The organism is Erythrobacter sp. HL-111, assembly GCF_900105095.1.
In the GTDB taxonomy this organism is placed as follows: Bacteria; Pseudomonadota; Alphaproteobacteria; order Sphingomonadales; family Sphingomonadaceae; genus Erythrobacter.
Map to the genome: position 1 here is coordinate 1,502,737 of NZ_LT629743.1, position 16,987 is coordinate 1,519,723.

General features: G+C 67.3%; 14 protein-coding genes. 11 read left to right on the forward strand and 3 right to left on the reverse strand.

Going from position 1 to position 16,987, the window contains the following annotated elements; translation table 11 throughout:
- The first annotated feature begins 7 nt into the window (after positions 1 to 7).
- From ccoO to BLU08_RS07190, 10 genes are all read left to right on the forward strand, one after another.
- Positions 8 to 775, forward strand: a complete 768-nt coding sequence (gene ccoO / locus BLU08_RS07145; RefSeq protein WP_090197419.1) for a cytochrome-c oxidase, cbb3-type subunit II — start codon at positions 8 to 10, stop codon at positions 773 to 775.
- Positions 772 to 936, forward strand: coding sequence for a cbb3-type cytochrome c oxidase subunit 3 (locus BLU08_RS07150; RefSeq protein WP_090197424.1), 165 nt, complete (start codon positions 772 to 774; stop codon positions 934 to 936). The genes ccoO and BLU08_RS07150 overlap by 4 nt, the downstream gene beginning before the upstream one ends.
- Positions 926 to 1,906, forward strand: a complete 981-nt coding sequence (gene ccoP / locus BLU08_RS07155; protein WP_172800996.1) for a cytochrome-c oxidase, cbb3-type subunit III — start codon at positions 926 to 928, stop codon at positions 1,904 to 1,906. The genes BLU08_RS07150 and ccoP overlap by 11 nt, the downstream gene beginning before the upstream one ends.
- The gene (gene ccoG / locus BLU08_RS07160; protein WP_090201136.1) at positions 1,893 to 3,452 is read left to right on the forward strand and encodes a cytochrome c oxidase accessory protein CcoG; all 1,560 of its coding nucleotides are present in this window, start codon (positions 1,893 to 1,895) and stop codon (positions 3,450 to 3,452) included. The genes ccoP and ccoG overlap by 14 nt, the downstream gene beginning before the upstream one ends.
- Positions 3,452 to 3,913 (forward strand): FixH family protein, encoded by a 462-nt coding sequence (locus tag BLU08_RS07165; protein ID WP_090197430.1) that lies wholly within the window; start codon positions 3,452 to 3,454, stop codon positions 3,911 to 3,913. Before ccoG ends, BLU08_RS07165 begins: the two co-directional genes overlap by 1 nt.
- 87 nt (positions 3,914 to 4,000) lie before the next feature.
- Positions 4,001 to 6,091 (forward strand): heavy metal translocating P-type ATPase, encoded by a 2,091-nt coding sequence (locus BLU08_RS07170; protein ID WP_255361273.1) that lies wholly within the window; start codon positions 4,001 to 4,003, stop codon positions 6,089 to 6,091.
- A complete protein-coding gene (gene ccoS, locus BLU08_RS07175) occupies positions 6,088 to 6,255 on the forward strand; it encodes a cbb3-type cytochrome oxidase assembly protein CcoS (RefSeq protein WP_090197434.1) in 168 nt (55 codons plus the stop codon). Before BLU08_RS07170 ends, ccoS begins: the two co-directional genes overlap by 4 nt.
- Positions 6,252 to 6,470 carry a hypothetical protein gene (locus BLU08_RS07180; protein ID WP_090197437.1) on the forward strand — a complete coding sequence of 73 codons (219 nt, stop codon included), beginning with the start codon at positions 6,252 to 6,254 and terminating at the stop codon, positions 6,468 to 6,470. The genes ccoS and BLU08_RS07180 overlap by 4 nt, the downstream gene beginning before the upstream one ends.
- A 45-nt stretch (positions 6,471 to 6,515) precedes the next feature.
- Positions 6,516 to 7,826, forward strand: a complete 1,311-nt coding sequence (gene hemN, locus BLU08_RS07185; protein ID WP_090197440.1) for an oxygen-independent coproporphyrinogen III oxidase — start codon at positions 6,516 to 6,518, stop codon at positions 7,824 to 7,826.
- 44 nt (positions 7,827 to 7,870) lie between these two features.
- Positions 7,871 to 8,206, forward strand: coding sequence for a tRNA-binding protein (locus BLU08_RS07190; RefSeq protein WP_090197445.1), 336 nt, complete (start codon positions 7,871 to 7,873; stop codon positions 8,204 to 8,206).
- Here the strand turns inward: BLU08_RS07190 and BLU08_RS07195 are convergent.
- The 3 genes from BLU08_RS07195 to BLU08_RS07205 form a co-directional block, all read right to left on the reverse strand.
- A complete protein-coding gene (locus tag BLU08_RS07195; protein WP_090197449.1) occupies positions 8,203 to 10,203 on the reverse strand; it encodes a tetratricopeptide repeat-containing sulfotransferase family protein in 2,001 nt (666 codons plus the stop codon). The two genes, BLU08_RS07190 and BLU08_RS07195, sit on opposite strands and share 4 nt — an antisense overlap.
- A 72-nt stretch (positions 10,204 to 10,275) precedes the next feature.
- Positions 10,276 to 12,954 (reverse strand): TonB-dependent receptor, encoded by a 2,679-nt coding sequence (locus tag BLU08_RS07200; protein ID WP_090197451.1) that lies wholly within the window; start codon positions 12,952 to 12,954, stop codon positions 10,276 to 10,278.
- Between the two features lie 372 nt (positions 12,955 to 13,326).
- On the reverse strand, positions 13,327 to 15,069 hold the full coding sequence (locus BLU08_RS07205; RefSeq protein WP_090197453.1) for a BCCT family transporter: 1,743 nt from the start codon (positions 15,067 to 15,069) through the stop codon (positions 13,327 to 13,329).
- A gap of 418 nt (positions 15,070 to 15,487) precedes the next feature.
- Between BLU08_RS07205 and gdhA the strand changes: the two genes are divergently transcribed.
- Positions 15,488 to 16,855, forward strand: a complete 1,368-nt coding sequence (gdhA, locus tag BLU08_RS07210) for an NADP-specific glutamate dehydrogenase (protein WP_090197455.1) — start codon at positions 15,488 to 15,490, stop codon at positions 16,853 to 16,855.
- The last annotated feature ends 132 nt before the right edge of the window (positions 16,856 to 16,987 follow it).

Below are 16,987 nucleotides of genomic sequence, written 5' to 3' on the forward strand. Positions count from 1 at the left end.
AGACAAGATGAGCAACGACAAGCCGAAGAAAGAACCCTTCGAGGGCCACAAGAAGCTCGAGAAGAACATCACCCTGCTCGCCGCCGCGACCTTCGTGACGGTGGCGATCGGGGGGGTGGTCGAGATCGCCCCGCTGTTCTGGATCGACAACACGATCGAGGAAGTCGAGGGCATGCGCCCCTACACCCCGCTCGAACAGGCCGGGCGCGACATCTACGTGCGCGAAGGCTGCTACCTGTGCCACAGCCAGATGATCCGCCCCTTCCGGGACGAGGTCGAACGCTACGGCCATTACAGCCTCGCCGCGGAATCGATGTACGACCACCCCTTCCAGTGGGGCTCGAAGCGGACCGGGCCGGACCTCGCCCGCGTGGGCGGGCGCTATTCGGACGAATGGCACGTCCAGCACCTGATCGACCCGCGCAGCGTGGTGCCCGAAAGCATCATGCCGCCCTATTCCTTCCTCGCGAAGACCCCGCTCGAGGTGCCGGACGCGTCGGCCACGCTGACCGCGCTGCGCCGGGTGGGCGTGCCCTACACGGACATCGACATCGAGATGGCCGCAACCGACCTCTTCGCGCAGGCCGATCCCGACCTCGACGCGGGCGACCTCGAGGAACGCTATCCCAAGGCGCAGGTGCGCGATTTCGACGGCAATCCCGACGAAGTGACCGAAATGGACGCGCTCGTCGCCTATCTCCAGATGCTCGGCACTCTGGTCGATGTCGACGGCGTCGCCGCGCAGGAGGAACTGGCCGAGGAGAAGGGCCGGTGAGCGTTTACGAAACCCTGCGCCACTTCGCGGACAGCTACGGCCTCGTGGCGATCTTCGCGCTCTATCTCGTGCTGTGCCTGTGGCACTTCCGGCCCGGCTCGCGCACCCATGTCGACGCGGCCAAGCACTCGATTTTCAAGGACGACCATGATGGCAACTGATCGCACCAATCCGGGTCGGCGCATCGACGAGCCGACCGGCACCGAAACCGTCGGCCATGAATGGGACGGCATCGAGGAACTCAACACCCCGCTGCCGCGGTGGTGGCTGTGGACTTTCTACGCGACCTGCGCCTGGGCGGCGGTCTATGTCGTGCTCTACCCGGCCTGGCCGATGGTGAGCCAGGCCACCGAAGGCGTGCTCGGCTGGTCGAGCCGCGGCGAACTCGCCAAGGAGATGGGCGCGGTCGAACTCGCCCGGCGCGACACCTTCGAACGCATCGCCGCGACCGATCTCGACAAGCTCGCCGCCTCGCCCGAACTGATGAGCCAGGCGATCGCCGGGGGCGCGGCCGCGTTCAAGGTCAACTGCGTGCAGTGCCACGGCGCGGGCGCGGCGGGCTACGAGGAATACGGCTATCCCAACCTCAACGACGACGACTGGATCTGGGGCGGCACGCTCGAGGAAATCGAGTACACCCTCAACCACGGCATTCGCTGGGAGGGTTCAAACCAGACGCGGCTTGCCTATATGCCAGCTTTCGAAGGTATTCTCGACAATGCCCAGATCGACGCCGTGACCAGCCACGTGCTCTCGCTTTCGGGCAAGGCGCAGGGCAACGCGCAGGGCGCCGAACTGTTCGAGCAGAACTGCTCGGTCTGCCACGGCGCGAACGGCCAGGGCGATCCGCAGCAGGGCGCTCCGGCGCTGAACGATGCGATCTGGCTCTATGGCGGCGAGGAGGACGACATCCGTCGTCAGATTCTCGCCCCGCGGCACGGCGTGATGCCGGGCTGGTCGGACAGGCTCGATTCGGTGACGATCAAGATGCTGGCGGCCTATGTCCACTCGCGCGGCGGCGGCCAGACGACCGAACCGGTCGAGGACGTGATCGAGGAAACCATGGAGACCTCCGACGAGGTCGCCGACGCCGCTGGGGCGAAGAAGGCAGGGAATGATGCCCAACTCTGAAGAGCTCGAAAAGCCGAAGGCCAAGCCCGAGGGACGGGACTGGGGCGGCGCCCTCGGTCCCGCCGAGGCCGAGCCTTCGGCGGCGACCCAGCGGCACGCGCCGAGCCAGCCCGCGCCCAAGACCAGCAAGCTCTACGAAAAGCGCAAGTCGGTCCACAACAAGCGGATCGACGGCCCCTTCCGCCGGTTCAAGTGGTTCGTCATGCTCGTCACGCTGGCGATCTACTGGGGCACGCCCTGGATCCGCTGGGACCGCGGACCCTATGCCCCGGACCAGGCGGTGCTGATCGATCTCGCCAATCGCCGCTTCTACATGTTCGACATCGAGATCTGGCCGCATGAATTCTATTTCGTGGCCGGAATGCTCATCATGGCCGGGATCGGCCTGTTCCTCGTCACCTCCGCCGTCGGTCGGGCATGGTGCGGCTATACCTGCCCGCAGACCGTCTGGACCGACCTGTTCCAGCATGTCGACCGCTTCTTCGACGGCGATCGCAACGCCCGGATGCGGCTCGACAAGGCGCCCTGGACCGCGTCTAAGATCGCCCGGCGCCTGTCCAAATGGTCGGTCTATCTTCTCATCAGCGTGGCGACCGGCGGCGCGTGGATCCTCTATTTCGCCGATGCGCCGACCTTGTTCGTGGACTTCTTCACCGGCGAGGCGGCCTTCGTCGCCTATGCCACGGTCGGCATCCTCGCGGGCACGACCTTCTGGCTCGGCGGGTTCATGCGCGAACAGGTGTGCATCTACATGTGCCCGTGGCCGCGCATCCAGACCGCCATGCTCGACGAGAAATCGCTCATCGTCACCTACAAGGACTGGCGCGGCGAGAAGCGCGGCAGCGTCAAGAAGGCGGCCAAGAACCCGGACGAATACGGCGACTGCATCGACTGCAACATGTGTGTCGCGGTGTGCCCTACGGGCATCGACATCCGCGAAGGCCAGCAGATCGGCTGCATCACCTGCGCGCTGTGCATCGACGCCTGCGACCAGGTCATGGCCGAGGTCGGCCGCCCGCGCGGGCTGATCGACTACGCCACGCTCGAGCAATGCGAGAAAGAGGCCGCGGGCGAACCCGCCCAGCCCGCCTGGAAGGCGCTCGTGCGTCCGCGCATCTTCATCTATTTCGGCGTCTGGGCGGCGATCGGCCTTGCCATGCTCTTCGCCCTCGGCACGCGCAGCCACACCGATCTCACCGTCTCGCCCGACCGCAACCCGCCGTTCATGCTGATGAAGGACGGATCGGTCAGGAATTCGTACACGCTGCGGCTTCGCAACATGGAAGCCCGCCCGCGCGAGATGGAAGTGGCCCTGTCGGGCCTTCCGGCCGGCGCGGTGATGTGGACCGACGCGATCAACGCCGACGAGGCCGCGCCCGAGCAGGTCTTCACCGTCCCGGCGAACGAGACCCGGATCGTGCGGGCCTATGTCACCGTGCCCGCGGGACCCGTGCCCGGGGAATTCGAATTCGTCCTCACCTCGCTCGACGAGCAGGGCGAGAGCGACACGCAGGCGACCACCTTCACCGGGCCGGGAGGCGATTGATGGCCGACCGGACACGCAGGAAGGGCGAATTCACCGGCCGCCACATGGCGCTCGTCCTCGTGATCGGCTTCGGCATCGTCGCCGCGGTCAATTTCTACATGGCGAGCCTTGCCGTTGGCGGGTTTCACGGCGTCGTGGTGGAGAATTCCTATGTCGCCAGCCAGAAATTCAACACCTGGCTTGCCGAAGCGGAAAAGGCCCGCGCGCTGGGCTGGGACGTGCGCCCCGGCCGGGTCGAGGACGGCCATGTCCTGATCGAGACCGCCAATGTCCCGGCGGGCGCGCAGGTCGAGGCGGAACTGCGCCGCCCGATCGGCGAAAGGCAGTTCGAAAGCCTCGTCTTCGATGCCGGCCGCGACGGGCGCTTCCGCTCGCGCTCCCCGGTCGATGCGGGGCGCTGGACCATGCGCCTCACGATCACGGCCGGCGACGATGTCTGGGTCGGCGAAAGCGAGATCTAGGTGAACGCTCCCCCCGCCCTCGACAAGCCCGCCCTCGACAAGCCCGCCCTCGACAAGGCTACCCTTGATCAGGGCACTCAAGCGAAGCTGGTCGGCACGCGTTTCACCGTGCCCGGAATGCGCTGCGCGGGATGCATCGCCAAGATCGAGCGCGAACTGCCCAGGATCGACGGGATCGAGGCCGCCCGGGTCAATTTCTCGTCCAAGCGCGTCGCGGTCCATCACCGCCCCGGCCTCGACGAGGAGCGCATCGCCGAGGCCTTGCGCGAACTCGGCTTCGAGGCGCAGCCGGTCGCCGAGAACCCGCTCGGCCAGGAGGAGGCGGAAAAGAAGCAGCTGACCCGCGCGCTGGGCGTCGCGGGCTTCGGCATGATGAACGTCATGCTGCTTTCGGTCAGCGTCTGGTCCGGGGCCGAGGGGGCGACGCGCGAGCTGTTCCACTGGCTGTCCGCGCTGATCGCCCTGCCCGTCATCACCTATTCGGGTCGCCCCTTCTTCTCCTCCGCGCTGATGGCGTTGCGCTACCGCCGCACCAACATGGACGTGCCGATCTCGATCGGCGTGATCCTCGCCACCGCGCTCAGCCTCTACGAGACGATCACCGGGGGCGAACACGCCTATTTCGAAAGCGCGGTCATGCTGCTCTTCTTCCTCCTCGCAGGACGCGCGCTCGATGCCGAGATGCGGACCCGCACGAGGGCCGGGATCGGCGCGCTGCTCTCGCGCATGGGCAAGAGCGCCAGCGTGATCGGCCCCGACGGGGCAACCCGCCGGCTCGACGCGCAGGATCTCGAGCCCGGGATGCTGGTGCTGGTCGCTGCCGGCGAAGCGCTCGCCGCCGATGGCGAGGTGGAGGAAGGCTCCTCCAGCATCGACAACGCCATGCTCACCGGCGAAAGCACGCCCGAACCCGTCGGCAAGGGCAGCGAGGTCCACGCCGGCGCGATCAATCTCGGCGGCCCGATCCGCGTCCGCCTGACCCGCACGGCCGAGGACACCGCCATTGCCGAGATCGCCCGGCTGATGGACGAGGCGGGCCAGTCGCGCAGCCATTACGTCCGCATCGCCGACCGCGCGAGCCGCGCCTATGCCCCGGTGGTCCACGCCCTCGCCGCGCTCGCCTTCGTCGGGTGGATGATCGCGGGCGCGGGCTGGCACCAGTCGCTCGTCATCGCGATCGCCGTGCTGATCATCACCTGTCCCTGCGCCATGGGCCTCGCGGTCCCGGCGGCGCAGGTGGTCGCCTCCGGCGCGCTGCTGAAACGCGGCCTGCTGGTCAAGGACGGGAGCGCCCTCGAACGCCTCGCCGAATGCGACGTCGCGCTGTTCGACAAGACCGGAACGCTGACGCTGGGCGAACCGCGGCCCGACATTTCCGGGCTTTCGGCGGAGGACCGCGCGGTAGCGCTCGGCCTCGCGCAGAACAGCCGCCACCCGCTCAGCCGGGGGCTTGCCGAGGCGCTGCGGGCGGCAGGGGTCGAGGCCGCCCCGGTCGAGGATGTCCGCGAGACGAGCGGGAGCGGACTGGCCGGCAGGTGGAACGGCATTTCCGTCGCGCTCGAACGGCCCGAGGATGCCCGGACCGCGCTCGCCACGCGGCTCAGGATCGGCGAACGCGCGACCACCCTCGGTTTCACCGACCCGCTGCGTCCCGACACCGCCGCGACCATCGCGGCGCTGGGGGAGGCGGGGCTTTCCGCGAGCATCCTGTCGGGCGACCGCGAACAGGCCGTGGCGAAGGTGGCGCGCGATCTCGGCCTTGCGGCGCGCGCCGCGGCCAGCCCGCAGGACAAGCTCGCCGCGCTCGAGGCCCTGCGCGCCGAAGGGCACCGCCCGCTGATGGTCGGCGACGGGCTCAACGACGGGCCCGCGCTCGCCGCCGCCCACGCCTCGATCGCGCCGGGCACGGCCTCGGACGCGAGCCAGCAGGCCGCCGACGCGGTGTTCATCGGCGAAAGGCTGATGCCGGTCGCGCTCGCAATCCGGGTGGCGCGATCGACCATGCGGATCGTGCGGCAGAACTTCGCCTTCGCGATTCTCTACAACGTGCTTGCCGTGCCGCTTGCCCTGTTCGGCTATGTCACCCCGCTGATTGCGGCGATCGCCATGTCGCTTTCCTCGCTGGTCGTGGTGGCCAATTCATTGCGGCTCGCGCGGTCCGCCGGCGACGCCGCGTGACCGGGCTGTCCTTCCTCATTCCGATCGCGCTCGGCATGGGCGTGCTGGGGCTCGCCGCCTTCTTCTGGAGCATGAAGAGCGGGCAATATGAAGACCTCGACGGGGCGGCGAACCGCATCCTGATCGACGAAGATGGCAGCGGGGAAAAGGACGGCGGGGAATGAACGCCTCGCTCCTCGCCTTCGCCGCGCTGGTGCCGCTTGCCGCCGGGCCGGTGGCGGGCAAGGCGGAGGAGGAGGTGCTCACCCTCGCCCTGTGCGGCGGCGGAGCGGTCACCATCCCGCTGGGCGAAGGCGGCGACCTGCCGGAACGCGGCTGCGACCCGCAGGCCTGCCACGCGGCGACGTGCCGGGAAAAGGGCCTTCGCCCGCGGATTTGATCTCCCGCAAAGACGCCTTGCCCGCAAGCGGCTCTAACGGCCCTCATGTGGCCCTATCATCCCGACCTGCTCGCCAAGCCCGTCCCGCGCTACACGAGCTATCCCACCGCGGCCGATTTCGGTCCCCTTCCCGCCCATGCCATCACGCGCGCGATCGAGGGAGCGTCGGGCGACATCTCGCTCTATCTCCACATCCCGTTCTGCGAGAAGATCTGCTATTATTGCGGCTGCAACACGGGCGCTTCCGGGCGGCGCACGCGGGTCGAAAGCTACCTCGCCGCGCTGCACGAGGAAATCGCGGTGGTGGCCAGCCTGCTGCCCGCGGACACGCGCGTCAGGCGTATCGCCTTCGGCGGGGGCAGCCCCAACGCGATCCTGCCGGCCGAATTCCTCGAACTGGTGGATGCGCTCCACCACCACCTCCCGCTCGCGCGGCCCGACTGGTCGATCGAGCTCGACCCGCGCACCATGTCCGCCGAATGGGGCCGCACGCTGGGCGAGGTCGGGGTCAGCCGGGCGAGCATGGGGGTGCAGACCTTCGCGCCCCATCTGCAAAAGGCGATCGGGCGCGAACAGGACGATGCCCTCATCGCGCGCAGCGTCGACTGGCTGCGGGCCGCGGGCGTCACGTCGATGAATTTCGATCTCATGTATGGCCTGCCCGGCCAGACACGAGCCGACCTTGCCGACAGCCTCGACAAGACCCGCCGCATGGGCGCGGAGCGGGTCGCGGTGTTCGGCTATGCCCATGTCCCGCACATGGTCCCGCGCCAGACCATGATCGACGCGAGCGACCTGCCGGGGGCCGAGGAACGCTTCGCCATGGCCGAGCAGGGCTATGCCTTCCTCACCGGCCACGGCTACGAGGCGGTCGGCTTCGACCATTTCGCCCTGCCGTCGGACCCGATGGCGGTCGCGACCCGCGAAGGCACGTTGCGGCGCAATTTCCAGGGCTTCACCTGCGACCCCAGCGAGGTTCTCATCGGGTTCGGGTCGAGCGCGATCAGCGGCTTTCCCGGCCTCATCGCGCAGAACGAGAAGAACAACGGACGCTACCGGATGTTCTCGTCGCAGGGGAAGCTGTCGGCCGGGGTGGGCATCGCCCGCTCGCCGCAGGACCGGATGCGCGCCCGGCTGATCGAGGAACTGCTGTGCCGCGGCAAGGTGGAGCTTTCGCCCTGCCTATTTGCCGAGGTCCAGCCGCGTCTCGCCCCCTTTGCCGAGCGCGGCCTTGCGCGGATCGACGGGCTCGAGCTGGCGATCACGCGTGATGGCCTCCCCTATGCCCGCGTGATCGCCTCCCTGTTCGACGCCTATCGCGCGACCACGCAGCACCGCTTCAGCTCGGCGATCTGAAGCCGCGGGCTTGCCTCGGGCCGGTGGCGGGCTAGGCTGGGCCGATGACGATCACGATCGACGATTTCCTCGCCGTGGACATCCGCGCGGGGACGGTGGTGGAGGCGGCGCCCTTTCCCGAAGCGAAAAAGCCCGCAATCAGGCTGACGATCGATTTCGGGCCGGAGATCGGCCGGAAGAAAAGCAGCGCGCAGATCACCGACCGCTACACGCCCGAAACCCTCGTGGGTCAGAAGGTCATGGCGGTGGTGAATTTCCCGCCGCGCCAGATCGGGCCGTTCATGTCGCAAGTGCTGGTGCTGGGCTTTCCCGATGCGGATGGCGCGATCGTGCTGGCCGCCCCGCAGGGCGAGGTGCCGGACGGGGCGCGGCTCGCCTAGATCTCCCGCGGCGCAAGGTCGCCGAGCGCCTCCTTCAGTTCCCCGAGCCACGGCTCGAACGGCTTCCACGCGCCCTGCCCCTTGCGGTTGAGCGGCTGGCGCACCTGCTCGCTCGAGGCGGTTCGCACGGCGCGCGAAGTGCGGTGGAAGTCGAGGCACGCCTCCTCGAAGGGAAGGCCGACGTGATCGAGCATCCGCCGGGTCTGCCCCTCGAGATCGTCGAGCACATCCTCGTGCCGCACGCGCAGCACCTTGCCCGGCAGGACCTCGTCCCAATGGTCCATCAACGCGACGTAATCGGCGTAATAGCGGCCCATCTCGCGCAGCCCGTAGGTGAATTCCTGTCCCTCGGCGAAGAGCTGCTTGAAGCCCGAAAAGCAGCAATCCATCGGATCGCGGCGGGCGTCGATGATCTTCGCATTGGGCAGGATCAGGTGGATGAGGCCGATGTGGCGGAAATTGTTCGGCATCTTGTCGATGAAGAATGGCGCGCCCGCGCGGTGGATGCGGGTGTTCTCGATGAAATCCCGCCCGAATTTCGCCAACTGGTCTGCGGTGAGTTCACGAAGTACGTCGGGGTAGCGGTTTTCGCCGACGCGCCTTCCGCGAAGCCTGTGGGCAAGCGCGAGGATGTCGGGAAGCTCCAACGTTCCATCGATCTGTGAATGGCTGGCGAGGATCTGTTCGAGCAGGGTCGATCCCGCGCGCGGCAGGCCGAGGATGAAGATCGGGTCGGGCGCGTCGTGGCCCGATCCCGCACGTGCCTCGAACAGGTCCCTGGTGCAGACCGCCTTCTGCCGCGCCAGTTCCGCGCTCATCGCGTCGGCGCTGTAACGGGTCTGGGCGCGCTTCAGCGCATTGCCTTCGTCGTAAGCCGCGAAACTTGCGGCATATTCCTCGCGGTCCTCGTGCGCCTTGCCGAGCGCGAAGGCAATGTGGACCCGGTCCATGAAGGACAGGTCCGGGCGCGCCGCCTGTTCCTTCATCGCCGCCAGTTCGTCCTCGCCGAAGCGATAGGTCTTGAGATTGGCCAGCGCATACCACGCATCGCCGTGGTCCGGTTTCGCGGCGATTGCCGCGCGGTAGGCCGCAATCGCCGCCTCGCGCGCGCCGGTGGTCTTGAGCGCATGGCCCTTGCTGGTGAGGTTCGCCGGGTCCCGGGGGTGCTGCTGGAGCACCGCATCGAACAGTTCCAGCCCGCGCTCGTAATCGCCCACGGCCATGCTTTCGATCGCGAGGCGCGAGCGGAACACCGGGCTTGCCGGATCGCGCGCGTAGAGCTTTTCCGCCTCCTCGTGCGCCTTGGCGAAGTTCTGCCGCCGCCGCAGCGCGTCGATGTAGTCGAGCCGCAGCTGCACGTCGTCGGGGGCGAAGGCCACCGCGCTTTCGAGGAGGAATTCCGCCTCCTCCAGCACGCCGAACTCGATCCCGACCTTCGCCAGCAGGCGCATCCCCTCGATGTGGTTCGCGTCCTTTCGCGGATGGGTCCTGAGGTAATGGCGGCAGATCTCCTCGGCCCGCAGCAGCCGCCCTTCGGCAAGATGGTTCGTCACCGCCACCAGTTCGCGCGGCAGGCGGGCGAGGCGCTCTTGCTGGCGGCGGGCCATTGCCGCCTCGGCCGCGCGGCCGGCCGCCGCCAGCAGCCGCGCCTGTTCGCGCCAGCTCGCCTCCAATGCAGGGTTGAAACGGGTCGCGCGGACGAAGGCGGCAAGCGCCTCGGCCTCCCGCCCGCGGGCGAGCGCGAGGTGCCCCGCCTCCTGCCACGCCCGGCCGTATTCGGGCATCGCGCGGTGGAGCTTGCTGAGCCAGTCCTCCGCCGCCTCGTAATCCTTCAGGTAGCGCGCAGCGACCGCCGCGAGGTAGAGCGCCTCGCCGTCGCCCGGATCATCCTGGACAAGGGCGCGCGCCATCGCCAGCCCTTCGGCGAAACGGCCCTGCTGCAGCGCGGCCTGCGCCTGCTTGAGCTCGGCCGCACGGGTTGTCGCTTCGGCGGTCATCTTCCTGCCCTACACGCAAAAAGGCGGGAGTGAACACCTGTCCACCCCCGCCGTTTGCCGTTTCACCGCGCGTCAGTAGTCGTAGCCGATCCGCAGGCCCACGGTGAGCGGGCGATTGGTCACGATCCGTGCACGGTCGTTGACGAAATTGCCCGAGATCTCGGCGCGTTCGTCGAACAGGTTCTCGCCGAAGATCTCGACGTTCCACCGGTCGCGTTCGACCCCGAAGGCGAGGTCGACCACGGTGTAGCTGTCGAGTTCGAGCCGGTTGATCTCGATGATGTCGGTGAACTTGCTGGCCGAATGGGTCACCTGCGGCATGACATAGGCGCCGAGCGTCGCGGAAAGGTCGAATTCGTAGCGCACCCGCATATTGCCCTGGAAGGAAGGCGCGAAGGCGAGCTGCGAGCCTTCGACCACGTCGTCGGTCGGGATCAGCACGTCGGTGATCTCGGTGTCGAGGATCGAGAGCGCGCCCGCGACCGTCAGCCCCGGCACCGCATAGGGCGCGAAGGTGAAGTCCGCCTCGAGCCCGTAGATCTCCGCATCGGCGGCATTGGCCGAGAAGAACAGGTTGGCGATCGACGGGTCGAAGATCGTCGTCTGGAGGTCCGAGATGTCGACAAAGAAGGCGCTGCCGTTGAAACGCAGCTGCCCGTCGATGAGATCGAGCTTCCAGCCGAGTTCGTAGTTCTGCACCTCGTCGGTGCCGAGCTCGAACGGGACGGTGAAGGTGCCGCCATTGTCGAGCGCGGCGGTCGCGCCGCCCGGACGGTTGAGCAGGCCCGGCCGGAAGCCTTCCGAAAAGGTCGCGTAGAACAGCGTGTCGGGCGTCGGCGTCAGCGTCACGGTGCCCTTGAGGATCGTCCCGCTCGTCGCCGCCACGTCGGGCGCGCGGACCGAGTTGAACACGCGCTGCGCCTGCGCCGGAGTAAGTCCCGCCGCCTCGATGTCGGCGAGCGTGTCGTCGAGCGTGAAGTTCTGCCGCAGCGCTTCGGAGCAGGACAGGTTGAAGAAGAAATTCCCGTCGCCGTCGTACAGGTCACCGATATTGGTGCCGAAGGCGTCCTCGTCCGTGCCGCTGGTGTTGCAGAAACTGCCGTTCGCACCGCCCTCGAGATCGACCTCGATGTCGTAATAGCGCGCGCCGAGCGTGACGGTGAGCAGATCGGGCAGGATGTCGATCGACGCCTCGCCGAACAGGCCGAACTGTTCGTCGGTGCGGCGGATGTCGTTGCGGAAGATCGTGTCGCGCGGGAACGGGCCGGGATCGCTGTTGTACGAACCCGGGAACGGGAAATTGGGGGCGAAGCCGCCGAAGGGCGCGGCATCGACATTGCCCGGGTAGTTGAAATCGTTGCGTTCCCGCAGCTCGAGATCCGAATAGAACCCGCCCGCCGTCACGCGCACCGGCCACTCCTCGGGCGTCGAGAAGCGCAGCTCCTGCGTGAACACCTGGGTTTCGCTGTCCGAGGTGACGTAGAGGTTCGGTTCCTGGCACGTGCCGCTGGGATCGGCCGCGCCCGGATAGGACACCGACCCGTCGCAGATGTAGTAGGGCAGGTACTGGCCGACGAACAGGTAATCGGTGTAATCGATCCGCTGGTCGGTGCGGCGGTCGGTGTAGGCACCGGTGTAGACCACGTCGAGCATCGCGATGCGGCCCTCGACCGTCCAGCTGGTGTTGGAGAAATCGTCCTCCAGCCGGTCATCCTCGAAACGCTGGATTTCGAGGTCGTCGAGCCCGCCGAGTTCCGGATCGGCGAAGAACACCCCGTCGGTCTCGAGGCTCTGGCGGGTGTGGGCGACGGTGACGGTCCAGTCGGGCGTGACCTCCCACAGCGCGGTGGCGCGGAAACCGGCATATTGCGTGTCGTTGAAATTCTCTTCGACGAGGCCGGCATTGTCGGCTTCGAGGAAGGTCACGTCCGACAGGTCGGCGGTCGACTGGAAACCGGCGCGGCGCGCGGCGACCGGCACGCCGTTGGCGCGGACCGTGCCTTCGGGCCGGAAACGGGCGCTTTCGCGAAGGTCGCGGGTGCCCTGGACGTTGTCGATGAAGCCGCCCTGGTCGTCGAGATAGACAACGCCGCGCAGGCCGAAATTGCTCGTCACGGGGACGTTCAGCATGACCTCGGCCGAATAGCTTTCCTCGCCGCCCTTGGTGAAGGCGACGCTGGAGGAAAAGCCCGCATCGAAACCCGACAGGTCGGGCTTGTTGGTGATGAGCCGGACGACGCCCGCCTGCGAGCTCGCGCCGAACAGCGTACCCTGCGGGCCGGAGAGGACTTCGATCCGCTGGACGTCTGCGGCGTAGACATCGAGGTTGCGGCCCGGCTGGGCGAGCGGCTGTTCGTCGAGGTAGAAGGCGACGTTGGGGGCGAGACCCGCGACGCCCGCGGTGGTCAGGTTGGGCGTGGTCGAGGCGAGGCCGCGGATATAGATCGTGTTCTGCCCCGGCCCGGTGCCCCCGGCGGTGACGCTCGGCAATTGTTCGAGATAGTCCTCGAAAGTGTCGACGTTGAGCTGGTCGAGCTCCTCCTCGCCGATCGCCGAGACGGAGATCGGCACGTCCTGCAGGTCCTCGGTCCGTTTCTGCGCGGTGACGACGATGGTGCGCACGCCGCCCGTGCGCTGCTGGCCCTGCGGCTGGGCCGGCTGGGCGGCGGTGGCGGCGTCCTGCGCGACGGCGGGCGAGGCGATGGCGATGGCGAGCGCGCTGGCCGAGGCGCCGGCGATGAGCTTCTTCATGTCTGTAACCCCTTTGCAAGGTGGCGCAAAAACGCGGTGCAGGTCTGCAACAGCACGCCCGGGAACGACCCAGTAAAGCGTGCGCGCACGAAAGCACTGCGCGATCCGATATGCCCGGTATCAAGCCAGACGGACAGATTCCACAGGGCTCACAACAAATGTGAGAAACTCGCCAAATTATGTTGCAAAATCACAACAGCGGATTTTGCCGGAGAACTATTCAGGGTTCTCTTTGATTTATTAGAGGGCCCTGAAAGTCTTAGACCAAATGACATGATAAATTTTTCTTGGCCCGCGCGTTAGATCGACGCCGGGTAAGAACATTTTTCATGTCTCTTGGTAAAAGCGCGGGCCTTCGCCCAGTCGTGGCGCCTATTCCGCCGGGCTCGTCCGCTCCGCCCATTCCTCGCAGCCCTGCGCCGTCGTCGGCACGCCGTGCTTCTTGCGGATGAGGTCGAAGGTCACCGCCTTGAGGATCGCGACGCACATCACCGCGACCACGAAGGAGAACGGCAGCGCGCCGATGATCATGGCGATGCGGATCGCGTCGATCCCGCCGAGGATCAGCATGGAGCCGACGACGAAGGCGATCGCCGCGCCCCAGAACAGGATGTGGTAGCGCCGCGATCCCTCGTCGTCGCCCGCCCCGTTGATCGTGTTGACGATCAGGATCGCGCTGTCGGCCGAGGTGACGAGATAGGTCATCAGCAGCAGCACCACGAGCGCGGAAACCGCCGCCGCAACGCCCGGTTCGAACAGCACGCCGAGCGTCGCGTAGAGCTGGTCCGATATCGCCGCGCCGACGATCGCGCCGTTCGCCACCCCCGACAGTTCGAGTTCGATCGCGGTCCCCCCGACAAGCGCCATCCACACGAAGCACATCAGCGAAGGCACGATCGTCACGCCGAGCACGTATTCGCGGATCGTCCGCCCGCGCGAGATGCGGGCGATGAACATGCCGACGAAGGGCGCGAAGGCGATCCACCATGCCCAGTAGAACACCGTCCAGTCGAGCTGCCACTGGCGCAGCGCCGCGCCCGTCTCGCTCCCGTCGCCGCCCAGGAGAGTGAGCGATTGCCGCGGGAGGGTGCGGAGATAGTCCCACAGGCCCACCCCGAGCAGTTCGAGCCCGAACAGCCCCGCGCCGAGGAACGCGAACAGGGCGAGCAGGCCGAAGGAAAGCGCCATGTTGATGTTCGAGAGCCACTTGATCCCCCGCCCCACGCCCGAAAGCGCGCTGATCGTCGAGGCCCCCACCAGCGTCAGCAGCGAGACGATGATCGCGAGGGTCGACGCCGAGCCGTCCGCGGCGAGCAGCCAGTCGCCCAGCCCCAGCCGCGCGAGCCCTGCGACGAACTGTTCCACCCCCAGCCCCAGCGTCACCGCCACGCCGAGGATCGTCGCCACCACCGCGACGACATCGACGACATGGCCGAAAGGCCCCTCCATCACCCGGCCGAACAGCGGCGCGAGGGCCGAGCGGATCGTCAGCGGCAGGCCGCGCCGATGCGCGACATAGCCGATCGCGAGCCCCACCAGCGCATAGGTGCACCACGCGCCGAGGCCCCAGTGGAGGAAGGTGTACATGTAGGCCGGGCGCACGGCCTCGGCGCTCTGCGCGTCGATGGTGCCGCGGATGATGTCCGGGTTGTTGACGAAATGGGCAAGCGGCTCGCCCGTCGAGTAGGTCAGCATCCCGATCCCGATGCCCGCCCCGAACAGCATCGAGAACCACGAGAAGCGGCCGAATTCGGGCGCCTCGTCGGGCGGGCCGATCCGCAGGGCACCGACCTTTGGCACCACCGCGAGGACCAGGCTGGTCACGATCAGGAAGGCGACGAGATAGACGTACCACCCGCCGAAGGTCGCGATGATGGTCGAATTGGCGGCGGAGAGCGTGCGGTTGGCGGTCACCGGGAAGAAGATCGCCCACATGATGAGCAGCGAGACGATGACCTTGCCCGGGATGGTCACCTCGCGGCTGAAGCCCTCGTAGAAACCGCGATCGTGGGTGTCGATCGCGAGGTCGACCAGCGGCGGATCGATCGGCCAGTCGGCCTCCTCGATCGCCTGCTTCCTGATCTGCGCCGCTGCGTCCTCGACCGTGCTGCTCATCGCGTTCCCGTCCCGGACCGGCCGCTGGCAGGATGGCTGCGCGGTCTTCGCGCTGCCGGCACGGCTGCCATGGTCCAGCCCGTTGCTCGTGTCCGCTGCTCGTGGCGAGGCGGGGGCCGCACCGTCCCGGAACGGATCGGCACCAAGGGACGCACCGTCTTGCGCGGTCCCGTTACCCCCGCATGCGGAAGGTGTGTGGGCAGGCGTTCTAGAGCCCCGACCGGCAGATGCAACCCTTAGGCTTCTCCCCGGGCCACCCGTCCGCGAAGATCGCGCCGCCGATCCCCCGCGGAGCGGCAGAGAGGCCCGTGCCGAATTCCGAAATGCCGCTTGCAAGCGGCAGCCGGTGCGAGGATACAGGCGGGGGGATCAGGGGCAAGTGCAGGACGGCGAGCCTGCGCTGGAGGGGGAAATCATAATGGAGATAAACGATCACGTCGACCTCGACCAGTTCATGGCAGGGGTGAAGAAACGCAATCCCGGGCAGACCGAATTCATCCAGGCGGTGCAGGAGGTCGCGCAGGACATCTACGAGTTCATCGACGACAAGGTCCAGTACCACGAGGCGCAGATCCTGCGCCGCATCGCCGAGCCCGACCGCGTCGTCTCCTTCCGCGTGTGCTGGGAGGACGACAACCACCACATCCGCGTCCAGCGCGGCTGGCGCGTGCAGAGCAACAACGCGATCGGTCCCTACAAGGGCGGGATCCGCTTTCACCCGAGCGTGAACGAGAGCGTGCTCAAGTTCCTCGCCTTCGAACAGACCTTCAAGAACTCGCTCACCGGCCTGCCCATGGGCGGGGGCAAGGGCGGCGCGAACTTCAATCCCAAGGGCAAGTCCGATGCCGAGGTGATGCGGTTCTGCCAGAGCTTCATGACCGAACTCTATCGCCACATCGGCCCCGAAACCGACGTTCCGGCGGGCGATATCGGCGTCGGCGGGCGCGAGATCGGCTACATGTTCGGCCAGTACAAGCGGATCACGGGGCGCTGGGAAGGCGTGCTGACCGGCAAGGCCCTGGAATATGGCGGGTCGCAGATGCGCCCCGAGGCGACCGGATATGGCGCGGTCTATTTCCTGCGCAACATGCTCAGGCACGCAGGCCAGGACATCGAGGGCAAGAACGCGGTCATATCGGGATCGGGCAATGTCGCGACCCATGCGGCGGAGAAGGTCGTGCAATTGGGCGGCAAGGTGCTGACCCTGTCGGATTCGGGCGGCTTCATCTACGATCCCGACGGCATCGACCAGGAAAAGATCAACTGGATCAAACACCTGAAGAACGTGAAGCGCGGGCGGATCAGCGAATATGCCGACCATTTCACGAATGCGACCCACCACGAGGGCAAGCGCCCGTGGAACGTGCCCTGCGACCTCGCCCTGCCCTGCGCGACGCAGAACGAACTCGACGCGGACGAGGCGGAGGCGCTGGTCGAGAACGGCTGCATCGCCGTGTCCGAAGGCGCGAACATGCCGACCACGCTGGAAGGCGTGAAGGTCTTCCACGATGCGAAGATCCTCTACGGCCCCGGCAAGGCGGCCAATGCCGGCGGGGTGGCGGTGTCCGGCCTCGAGATGAGCCAGAATTCCGGGCGGGTCAGCTGGAACACACAGCAGCTCGGCGAGATGCTGACCGAACTGATGGACGGCATCCACGCCAAGTGCGTCGAATACGGCCATGAAGGCGGCAAGGACGGTTCGGGCTATGTCGACTACGTGAAGGGCGCGAATATCGCGGGCTTCAAGAAGGTCGCCGACGCGATGCTCGCCTTCGGGGTGGTCTGAACGCTTCGCCGTCCGGTGGGCGGCGATCCGCCAGCTCCGGCGCGAATCGGGCCTGCGCCCGCGTCCGTCCCGTTTCCCATGAAGGGAGGGCGGGTGTTGCCCGCCATGATCGGCGTGTGCCACTACAGCCGG

Coding starts and splice junctions, on each gene's coding strand:
- ccoO (WP_090197419.1), top strand. CDS start 8: ATGAGCAACGACAAGCCGAAGAAAGAACCCTTCGAGGGCCACAAGAAG.
- ccoP (WP_172800996.1), top strand. CDS start 926: ATGGCAACTGATCGCACCAATCCGGGTCGGCGCATCGACGAGCCGACC.
- ccoG (WP_090201136.1), top strand. CDS start 1,893: ATGCCCAACTCTGAAGAGCTCGAAAAGCCGAAGGCCAAGCCCGAGGGA.
- BLU08_RS07165 (WP_090197430.1), top strand. CDS start 3,452: ATGGCCGACCGGACACGCAGGAAGGGCGAATTCACCGGCCGCCACATG.
- BLU08_RS07180 (WP_090197437.1), top strand. CDS start 6,252: ATGAACGCCTCGCTCCTCGCCTTCGCCGCGCTGGTGCCGCTTGCCGCC.
- hemN (WP_090197440.1), top strand. CDS start 6,516: ATGTGGCCCTATCATCCCGACCTGCTCGCCAAGCCCGTCCCGCGCTAC.
- BLU08_RS07190 (WP_090197445.1), top strand. CDS start 7,871: ATGACGATCACGATCGACGATTTCCTCGCCGTGGACATCCGCGCGGGG.
- BLU08_RS07195 (WP_090197449.1), bottom strand. CDS start 10,203: ATGACCGCCGAAGCGACAACCCGTGCGGCCGAGCTCAAGCAGGCGCAG.
- BLU08_RS07200 (WP_090197451.1), bottom strand. CDS start 12,954: ATGAAGAAGCTCATCGCCGGCGCCTCGGCCAGCGCGCTCGCCATCGCC.
- BLU08_RS07205 (WP_090197453.1), bottom strand. CDS start 15,069: ATGAGCAGCACGGTCGAGGACGCAGCGGCGCAGATCAGGAAGCAGGCG.
- gdhA (WP_090197455.1), top strand. CDS start 15,488: ATGGAGATAAACGATCACGTCGACCTCGACCAGTTCATGGCAGGGGTG.